The organism is Streptacidiphilus melanogenes, from assembly GCF_000787835.1.
In the GTDB taxonomy this organism is placed as follows: Bacteria; Actinomycetota; Actinomycetes; order Streptomycetales; family Streptomycetaceae; genus Streptacidiphilus; species Streptacidiphilus melanogenes.
The window spans coordinates 73134-82877 of sequence record NZ_BBPP01000023.1; the positions used below are offsets into that span (position 1 = coordinate 73134).

At 71.7% G+C, this 9744-nt stretch carries 6 protein-coding genes; 3 read left to right on the forward strand and 3 right to left on the reverse strand.

Annotation, left to right across the window (positions count from 1 at the left end; all coding sequences use genetic code 11):
• Positions 1-283: 283 nt before the first annotated feature.
• Together TR49_RS23380 and TR49_RS23385 are read left to right on the forward strand one after the other, a co-directional pair.
• Positions 284-3157, forward strand: a complete 2874-nt coding sequence (locus TR49_RS23380; protein ID WP_236653500.1) for an N-acetylmuramoyl-L-alanine amidase — start codon at positions 284-286, stop codon at positions 3155-3157.
• Positions 3158-3359: 202 nt separating this feature from the next.
• Complete coding sequence (locus tag TR49_RS23385) at positions 3360-4388, forward strand: aspartate-semialdehyde dehydrogenase (protein WP_042384717.1); 1029 nt, start codon at positions 3360-3362, stop codon at positions 4386-4388.
• 86 nt (positions 4389-4474) lie between these two features.
• Here TR49_RS23385 and TR49_RS40280 read toward each other — a convergent pair whose 3' ends face one another.
• The 3 genes from TR49_RS40280 to TR49_RS23400 all read right to left on the reverse strand — a co-directional run bounded on the left by TR49_RS40280 (position 4475) and on the right by TR49_RS23400 (position 8214).
• Positions 4475-5383, reverse strand: coding sequence for a hypothetical protein (locus TR49_RS40280; RefSeq protein ID WP_052434574.1), 909 nt, complete (start codon positions 5381-5383; stop codon positions 4475-4477).
• Positions 5384-5593: 210 nt separating this feature from the next.
• Positions 5594-6820: a metallophosphoesterase family protein gene (locus TR49_RS23395; protein WP_152627415.1), complete on the reverse strand. Its 1227-nt coding sequence runs from the start codon at positions 6818-6820 to the stop codon at positions 5594-5596.
• A gap of 254 nt (positions 6821-7074) precedes the next feature.
• A complete protein-coding gene (locus TR49_RS23400) occupies positions 7075-8214 on the reverse strand; it encodes a LacI family DNA-binding transcriptional regulator (protein WP_042384718.1) in 1140 nt (379 codons plus the stop codon).
• Between the two features lie 330 nt (positions 8215-8544).
• Here TR49_RS23400 and hisC point away from each other — a divergent pair, with 330 nt between their 5' ends.
• Positions 8545-9636, forward strand: coding sequence for a histidinol-phosphate transaminase (hisC, locus tag TR49_RS23405; RefSeq protein WP_042384719.1), 1092 nt, complete (start codon positions 8545-8547; stop codon positions 9634-9636).
• The last annotated feature ends 108 nt before the right edge of the window (positions 9637-9744 follow it).

Sequence of the window (9744 nt, forward strand, 5' to 3'; positions counted from 1 at the left end):
GAGCGGTGTATCTGCAGTCCCATCAGGCTGCTATCGTCTCGCCGGTATTCGCGGTGACCGATGGCCGACCACTCGCTCCGGTACTGCCGGCAGTGGAGGCGCGCGCCCTTTCGGCGCGAGGTCGAGTCGGAGCCGCAGTCACTTTCGCGCGCCCGCGGTCGGTCGCCGACGGCACAGGGACGAGGGCGTCCGGAGCCGGGCTGGCAGGTCCAGGGCTGGACAGTAGGGCTGGTCAGTGGGCAGAGCAGGTACAGCCGGGCACCGAAGAAAGCGCTCTCGTGCCGTGGTCGTCTCCGTCGGTGCCGTCGTCACCGCGGCCCTGGTGGTGGGCGCGGTCGCCGAGGCCGGTGCGGTGGTGGGGAATGGCGCGGCGACTGGTTCGGGCGGGGCCGGGGCCTCCGGGACCCCGCTCAGCGCGCAGTTCGCGGATGCCGCACGGGAGTTCCACGTTCCGCTGAACGTGCTGATGGCCGTCTCGTACCAGGAGACCCGATGGGACTCGCACCACGGGCAGCCGAGCGCCACCGGTAACTACAACGTGATGGGCCTCACCAAGGTCGATCCCGGGGACGTCAAGCAGCCGAGCGCCTCGGGGCTTGCGGCCGAGTCGGCCGAGGCCGCCGGTGACGACTACCGGATCCGGCACATCAAGCACCCGTCCCAGCGCACGCCGCGGGACCAGGCCGTGACGCCGACCGTCAACACCGCCGATCCGACACTGCACACGCTGGACGCGGCCGCATCGCTGATCCACGAGCCGACCGGGGCGCTCAAGACCGACACGGAGCAGAGCATCCGGGGCGGCGCCGCGCTGCTCGCCCAGTACGAGAAGTCGCTGACCGGCGGGCTGCCCACCGACCCGGGCCAGTGGTTCCCCGCCGTCGCGCGGTACAGCCAGTCGCCCGACACCAAGGGCGCCCAGCTGTTCGCGACGCGTGTCTTCGCCACGATCCGCACCGGTATGAGCCGGCTCACCGCCGACGGCCAGCAGGTCGTGCTCCCCGCGTCCTCGTCGGTGACGCCGCAGGGCCGGACGGCGACGACCGGCTCGACCGGCACCACGGGCACGACCGCGACCACCGGGGCGACCCCGTCCTCGTTCGCGACCGTCACGACGCCGACGGCCGACTGCCCGACGAGTCTGAGTTGTCAGTACGTTCCCGCCGCCTACGCGTTGTCGGATCCGACCGACCCGACCTCGTACGGCAACTACGACGTCGCGAACCGCCCGGCCGACGGCATCGCCATCCGGTACATCGTCATCCACGACACCGAGGCCAGCTACAGCAGCACCATCAACTCGTTCAGCGCGCTGGACGATCCCGAGGCGAGCGCCCAGTACGTGATCCGTTCCTCGGACGGTCAGGTCACGCAGATGGTGTCCAACACCGACGAGGCCATCCACGCGGGCAACAAGTACGTCAACGTGCACTCCATCGGAGTGGAGCACGAGGGCTACGCGATCTCCGGGGCCAGCTGGTACACCGAGTCCCAGTACGAGTCCTCCGCCGCGCTGGTGAAGTACCTGGCGCAGAAGTACGGCATTCCGCTCGACCGGCAGCACATCATCGGGCACGACGACGTTCCGGGGCCGATCGACTCGTACGTCGCCGGCATGCACTGGGACCCGGGCACGTTCTGGGACTGGAACCACTACATGGCCCTGCTCGGCGCACCCGTGCCGAGCAACCCGGCGGGCGCCCCGCTGGTCGCGGGCGAGGCGGTCACCGTCTCGATCCCGTTCACCACGGCCAACGAGCCGACGGTGACGAACTGCCCGACCTGTGCCGCGATTCCGGCCCAGCCCGCGAACTTCGTCTACCTGCGCACCTCCCCCTCCAGCAGCGCGCCACTGCTCGGCGACCCGTACCTGCACGGCACCGCCGCGGGCACGACCGAGGCGGCCGACTGGGGGGACAAGCTCGTCACCGGCGAGTCCTTCGTCGTCGCGGCCCAGCAGGGCGACTGGACCGCGATCTGGTACGGCGGGGTCAAGGCCTGGTTCTACAACCCCGCCGGGTCCTTCACGGCGCCGGCTCCGGCCGGGACGACCGTGGTCACGACCGCTGCGGGTGCGACCTCGGCCCCGGTCTACGGCCGCGCGTACCCCGAGACCTCGGCCTACCCGGCCGACCTCGCCACGGTGGCGGCCAGCTCCACGCAGCAGCTCACCCCGCTGACGCAGTACACGTTCCCGGCGGGGCAGGAGTACGTCGCGGACGTCCCGGTGGCGGGCGACTTCTACTACACGATGAACATCAACGGCGACGCCCCGGACGACCGCACGGACGTGGTCGGCACCACCACCTACCGGGAGATCCGCTACAACCACCGCATCGCCTTCGTGAACGCGGCCGACGTGCGGACCTCTGCGACGACGGCGCCGCCCGCCGCGTCCAAGCGCTGGAACCTGCTCGGCCGGGACACCGGCGGTGGGCTGTGGCAGTACCAGGGCACCGGCAACCCGGCGGCCCAGTTGCTGTCCCGCTACCGGGTCGGCGGCGGCTGGCAGGCCTTCAACATGATCGTCCCGCTCGACGGCATGCGCGCCGACGCGCAGAGCTCGCTGGTGGCCCGGGACGGAAACGGCGTGCTGTGGCTCTACCAGGGCACGGGCAACGCGGCGGCTCCGTTCAAGCCGGCCGTGAAGGTCGGCGGCGGCTGGCAGGCCTTCAACGCGATCGTCGGGGTCGGTGACGTGACCGGTGACGGTCACGCGGACCTGGTGGTGCGCAATGCCAGCGGTGTGCTGTACCTGTACCAGGGCACGGGCAACGCGGCGGCGCCGTTCAAGCCGGCCGTTCACGTGGGTAGTGGCTGGCAGGTCTTCAACGCGATCGTCGGGGTCGGTGACGTGACGGGTGACGGTCACGCGGACCTGGTGGTGCGCAATGCCAGCGGTGTGTTGTACCTGTACCAGGGCACGGGCAACGCGGCTGCTCCGTTCAAGGCGGCGGTCCGTGTGGGCACCGGCTGGCAGACGTACAAGACCATCATCGGCGCCCGGGACCTGAACGGGGACGGCAAGCCGGATCTGATCGGCATCGACGCGAACGGCGTGCTCTGGAACCACCCGGGCACCGGCAACGCCGCGGCGGCGTTCGGAGCGCGGGTCCAGATCGGCGTGGGCTGGGGCGGCTTCAGCACCGTGGTGTGAGCCGGGGCGCGAGCCTCGCGGAACCCTGTCGTACCGGAGAGAATTCCGGCGCGGCAGGGTTCCGTGCTCCGCAGGGCTTCCCGCCGCTCCCCCGGCCGCACCGGAAGGCTTCCCGTTTGCGCAGCTCAGTGCGGGTGCCGGGGGGTGTCCGCCGGCTGGATAACCGCTCGCTTTCCCGGTCCGGGCGCTTACTGTAGGGGGCATGAGGATTGGAATCGTGGGTGCCACTGGTCAGGTCGGCGGCGTCATGCGCCGGATTCTGGAGGAGCGCGACTTTCCGGTGACGGAGCTGCGGCTCTTCGCCTCCGCGCGCTCGGCCGGGTCCACGCTGCCCTGGAAGGACGGCGAGGTCGTCGTCGAGGACGCAGCCACGGCGGACTGGAGCGGGCTCGACATCGTGCTCTTCTCGGCGGGCGGCTCGACGTCCAGGGCGCTGGCGGAGAAGGTCGCCGCGGCCGGGGCCGTCGTGATCGACAACTCCTCGGCCTGGCGCGGCGACCCGGAGGTTCCGCTGGTCGTCTCCGAGGTCAACCCGCACGCGGTGGCGAACCGCCCCAAGGGCATCATCGCCAACCCGAACTGCACCACGATGGCCGCCATGCCGGTGCTCAAGCCGCTGCACCAGGAGGCCGGGCTGGAGGCGCTCGTCGTCGCCACGTACCAGGCCGTGTCGGGCGGCGGGCTCGCCGGCGTCGCCGAGCTGTACCAGCAGGCGTGCAAGGTCACCGAGGCCTCCGACCAGCTGGCCTTCGACGGTGAGGCGGTCGAGTACCCCGAGCCGCAGAAGTTCTCCAAGCCGATCGCCTTCAACGTGCTGCCGCTGGCGGGCTCCGTGCAGGACGACGGCTCCAACGAGACCGACGAGGAGCAGAAGCTCCGCAAGGAGAGCCGGAAGATCCTCGAGATCCCCGAGCTCAGGGTCTCCGGCACCTGCGTCCGCGTGCCCGTCTACACCGGCCACAGCCTCCAGATCAACGCGCGGTTCGCGCGTCCGATCTCGCCGGCGCGCGCGTACGAGCTCCTGGCCGACGCTCCGGGTGTCGTCGTCTCCGAGGTGCCGACCCCGCTGGAGGCCGCCGGCAAGGACCCCGCCTTCGTGGGCCGTATCCGCAACGACGAGACCGTCGACAACGGCCTCGCGCTCTTCGTCTCCAACGACAACCTCCGCAAGGGCGCTGCGCTGAACGCCGTGCAGATCGCCGAGCTGGTCGCCGCCGAACTCGGTCGCTGACGCCGCCGACGCCGTGGACCCCACGGGGCGGAGCCGACGACCGGCTCCGCCCCGTGCTGCTTGGTGCTGCTCCGTTGCGCGCCGTACTAGTCGTCCGCGTTCGGGAGGAAGCGGCCCGTCGGGCCGGGGCTGGTGAAGTCGGGGGAGGAGAAGCCGGGAGAGGTGAAGTAGACCTCCTCCTCGCGTTCATCCTCGGGCTTCTCCTGGCCGTGGCCGTCGGTGATGCCCTCCACCCCCGGGCTGGTGAAGCCCGGGCTGGTGAAGCCGAGCTTGGGGCTGTGCCGGACGAGGTCGACGCGGGTGTGGCGCTGTGCCGCCTCCGTGGCTATCGCCGCCGCGCGGGTGGCGAGTTCGGTTTCGAGGAACGGGAGGACGCCGCGGCTGCGCAGCGCCGCGCGCCAGACCTCCCTGGCCTTGGCGACCTCGGCCGCCAGCTCCGGCTGTGGGCGTTCGGGCTCGACCGCCGCGTCGCGCTTCGCGGTGAGCACGAGGGCGACCGTCGCGACGCCGAGCGCCGCCGCGCCGACCGCGGCCAGTGCGCCTGCCGCGGTGACGAGTTGGTGGCCGAGGGCGAGCGAGGGCGAGCCGGCCCGGACGGCGAGGCCGATGAGCCAGAGGGCCAGCGCGCTGGTCCAGGCCAGGACCGGGGCGAGGACCGCGGCCATCGGGCCGAGGCCCGCACGGCGGCCCGCGTCCAGCGGGGTGCCGGGCTCGACCCACTGCGCCGGGTCGGTGCTGCCGAGCCGGTCCGTGTCGGGACCCGTGCCGACCTGGGCGAGCTGCGCGCGCAGCGTGAGCAGGTGCGCGTACTCGGGCGCGGCCTGGGCCGCGACCTCGGGCAGCTCGCGCATGGCGCGGTCGTGCAGCTGCTGGGTCGTGATGGCGCCACGGGTGGCGCGCACCGCGTCGCGGATGTGCGAGGCCTGCAGGGCCTCGTCCAGGATCCGCATGTAGTCGGGCTTGTCCTCGGCGAGTAGCTGCGAGGCGGTGTCCATGGTTCTGCTCCCCCCGTGGAAGTGACGGCCGTTCATGGCTCAGCTGGGGGTTATGGGCTGTTAACGGACATGCTAGGGGCGATGGCTGACAGATCGACAGTCGGTTTCGCGAATTTCCGCGTCAGGAGTGGCCCGGGTTGCTTCTGGCATGTGCCCGAAGCAACCCGGAGGCCGGCCTGCAGCAACCCGAAGCACTACGAACGGTTTCGCTCAGGCCAGCGGCAGGCGGGCGATGAGCAGCTTGCCCTCGCCCTCCATGGTGACGCCGCCGTCCATCGCCACCGCCAGGTCGTCCGCGTAGACGTGCGGGCCGGTGACGTGGACGCCCGCGTGGCCGTCCTCGGTGGGGGCCTCGCCCAGCAGGTACGGGATGGGGCTGTGGCCGTGGACGATCCGGTGGCCGCCGAAGGCCGCGAGCAACTCGCGCGCCGCCTCGGGGCCGGCCTCGCCGCGGAAGGCGAAGCGCTTGGTCATCCGCCGGAAGCAGTCCCACCACTCGTCCGGGTCGCCCTGGTTGAGCACCTCGCGGATCGCGTCGTTGACCGCGGCCACCGAGTCGCCGTACTCCAGGTAGGCGGTGGTGTCCGAGTGGACGAGCAGGTGGTCGTCCTCGACCGTCATCGCGGGGAGCCGGGAGAGCCACGCGACGTGGTGATCCTCCAGGCGCTCCATGTCGTGCGGCTGCCCGCCGTTGAGCCGCCACGCGGCGAGGAACGAGGCGGTGCCGGCGCTGGAGTGGACCGGCTCCTCGCCGTAGCGGTCGGCGCCCAGCAGCAGCAGTTCGTGATTGCCCATCAGGGCGCGGCAGTAGCCGCCGTCCGCGGCCGCCTCGGCGGCCAGGCGCATCACCAGGTCGATCACGCCGATGCCGTCGGGCCCGCGGTCGGTGAAGTCACCGAGGAACCAGAGTCGGGAGCGCCCCGCGCTCCAGTGGCCCTCGGCGTCGATCAGGCCCTGCTCGTGCAGTCCGTCCAGCAGGTCCTGCAGGTAGCCGTGGACGTCCCCGATCACGTAGAGCGGGCTGTCCGGCCCGCCGGGCAGCGAGTCGAGCGCGGGCGCCGGGGCGGGCGCGGGGACGGAGGGCTGCTCGACGATGGGCGCGCCCAGTTCGAGCGTCGGCGGGTCCTGCGTCGGGACAGCGGGCATGGGCGGTGCGACGGCCGGGTTGGCCGGGACGGTCGGCGCGCCGAACCCGATCGGGCCGCCCGCCTGCGGCATCGGCTGCATGGGCGGGATCGGTTGCACGGGCTGCGCCTGCGGCACCGGCTGCTGCGGGGCCGCGAGCGGCATGGGCGGCGCCGGAGCGCCGGGGGCCGCGGGAGCCGGAGGGGCGGAGGGCGTGAAGAAGTCGAACGGCGTGGACCCGTCCGCTGCCTGGGGGGCGTGCGGGCCTGGGTCCGGCTGGTCAGGCCAGGCGGGACGGTCCACGGGTGTCATGACGCCCATCGTATAAAGCCGTCCTTCCCGGCGTCCGCACCTGGGAGGGATCAGCCCGGCGAATTCGTTCATCGGTCGAAGGGGCAACGCGGAGCAACAGGGGGCAAAAAGGGCAGGTCAGACGGGAGCGGTGGCGGCAACTCCCACGACAACTCCCGTGTCAGCCCCCGCGAGCGCTCTCGCACTCGCCCGTGCGCCCGCCGTTGCGCCCACTCCCGCGACGCCCCGCGCGACCCCCACGACATCGCCTCGCCTCACGTCTCCCCGGGTGGCCGCGGGGCCGACACCGTGGTGCGCGGGGAACGGCGTTGTGAGGAACGCCGGACGATCAACTCCGTCGGCATCAACTGGCCCGAGACGTTCTCCTCGGCCGGGCTCTCGTCGTCCGAGGACTGGTTCGCGGAGCTCTGTCCCTCGATCGCGTCGATCAGCAGGTTGACCACCGTGGTGCCGATCCGGCGGGGCTTGAGCGACAGCGTCGTGATCGGCGGCTCGGTGGCGGCGTAGACGTCGCTCTCGCTGCAGCAGACCAGCAGCAGATCGTCCGGGACGCGCAGGTGGTAGCGGCGCGCGGCGGCGAGCAGGTCGGTGCCGTTCGGGTCGAAGAGACCGTAGACGGCGTCCGGCCGGTCGGGCCGGGCCAGCAGCCGGTCCGCGGCGACGGCGCCCGCGCACGGATCGTGCGCGGGGTAGGCCTCGTACAGCGGCTCCTGGCCCACCGACCGGCACCAGCCGAGGTAAGCCTCGGTGCTGAGCCGTGTGTAGGTATCGGTGCTGGTGCCCGTCAGCAGCCCGATCCGGCGGGCTCCCGCCTGGGCCAGGTGGTCCAGGATGCCGAGGACGGCGGCGTGGTGGTCGTTGTCGACCCAGGCCGTGACGGGGCAGTTGCCCGGCTTGCCGTCGCTGACCACCGGCAGGCCCTGGCGGTACAGGTCGGCCACCATCGGGTCGTGGTCGGACGGGTCGATCACCACCGTGCCGTCCAGCGCGACGTTGCTCCACACGTCGTGCCGGGACGACGCGGGCAGCACGACCAGCGCGTAGCCGCGGTTGAGCGCGGCCGAGGTGGCCGCCCGCGCCATCTCCGCAAAGTAGGCGAACTCTGTGAAGGTGAACGGCTCCTGGCCGTAGGTCGTGACCGTCAGGCCGATCAGGCCGGAGCGGCCGGTGCGCAGGGTGCGCGCGGCGGCGGAGGGGCGGTAGCCCAACCGCTCGGCGACCTCGCGCACCTTGGTCCGGGTCTCGTCGGGCAGCCGGCCCTTGCCGTTGAGCGCGTCGGAGACGGTGGTGATCGAGACTCCGGCGGCCGCCGCCACGTCCCTGATCCCGGCACGCTCCAGCCGGCGGGTGCGGGTGGTGGTCCGCCGGCCGTGGTGATTCGCTGCTGCTGTCATGTCTGGCCGATCGTATGGCGCGGAACTGTCAGAAGGGGCGGGTCTGTCCGGAAACATCACGGATGACGGAGATACGTTTCTCCATGAGCATTCGCGCCATTTCTCCTTGCACCAACGACCGTTTCGCCCCCGATCGCCTGCGTTTTGGTCATGCACTCACGGTGTCGCCCACCGAGTCTTCGCGGGCCGGTATCGGCACATGTCACTCGCATGGGTGAGGTTCGTGCGATCGGCTCGTATGGTGATCTCGACCGGTTACGGCGACGGCGCCGCGCGAGCAGTGATCCTGCGGGGCGCGACGACATCGCGATTCTCTGGAGGACGACCACGGTGAGCAGCGAAACCACCCCTGGCCCGCGCCTGCGCGAGGCCCTCAAGGGCATCCCCGCCTACAAGCCCGGCAAGCCGGCGCAGGGTGCCGAGGGCGCCCCGGCCTTCAAGCTCTCCTCCAACGAGAACCCGTACCCGCCGCTCCCGGGCGTGCTGGAGGCGGCTACCACCGCCGCCCAGAGCTTCAACCGCTACCCCGACATGGCCTGCGCCGGGCTCATCGCCGAGCTGGCGAAGCGTTTCGGCGTCCCCGAGGCGCACGTCGCCGTCGGCACGGGCTCGGTGGGCGTGGCCCAGTCGCTGCTGCAGGCGACCTCCGGTCCGGGCGACGAGGTGATCTTCGCGTGGCGCTCCTTCGAGGCGTACCCGATCATCACCCAGATCAGCGGCGCCACGTCCGTGCGGGTCCCGCTGAAGGCGGACGAGACGCACGACCTCGACGCGATGCTCGCCGCGATCACGCCGCGGACCCGCCTGATCTTCGTCTGCAACCCGAACAACCCGACGGGCACGGTGGCTCACCGCGAGGAGCTGGAGCGCTTCCTCGACGCGGTGCCCAGCGACGTCCTCGTGGTCCTGGACGAGGCGTACAACGAGTTCGTCCGTGACGCGGAGGTGCCGGACGGCGTCGAGATCTACCGCGACCGCCCGAACGTCTGCGTGCTGCGCACCTTCTCCAAGGCGTACGGCCTGGCCGGTCTGCGGGTCGGCTTCGCCATCGCGCACGAGCCCGTGGCCCAGGCGCTGCGGCAGACGGCTGTGCCTTTCGGCGTCAGCCAGCTCGCGCAGGATGCCGCGATCGCCTCCCTGCGGTCGGAGGAGGCGCTGCTGGAGCGGGTCTCCGCGCTGGTCGCGGAGCGCGAGCGGGTCGTCTCGGCGCTGGTCGCCCAGGGCTGGACGGTCGCGACGACGCAGGCCAACTTCGTCTGGCTGCGCCTGGGCGAGCGCACGACCGACTTCGCGGCGGCCTGCGAGTCGGCGGGCGTCGTGGTCCGCCCCTTCGCCGGAGAGGGCGCGCGCATCACCATCGGCGAGACCGAGGCCAACGACCTCTTCCTGCAGACAGCGGAGGTCTTCCGCAAGTCGCTGTAGCGGGGCACACCTCAGGGGCGCGGGGAACTGCGCGAGCAACCACCCGGTGTGGATGGCTCTGCTCGCTCGGCGACACACCACACAGGGTGGCTTGTCGCGCAGTTCCCC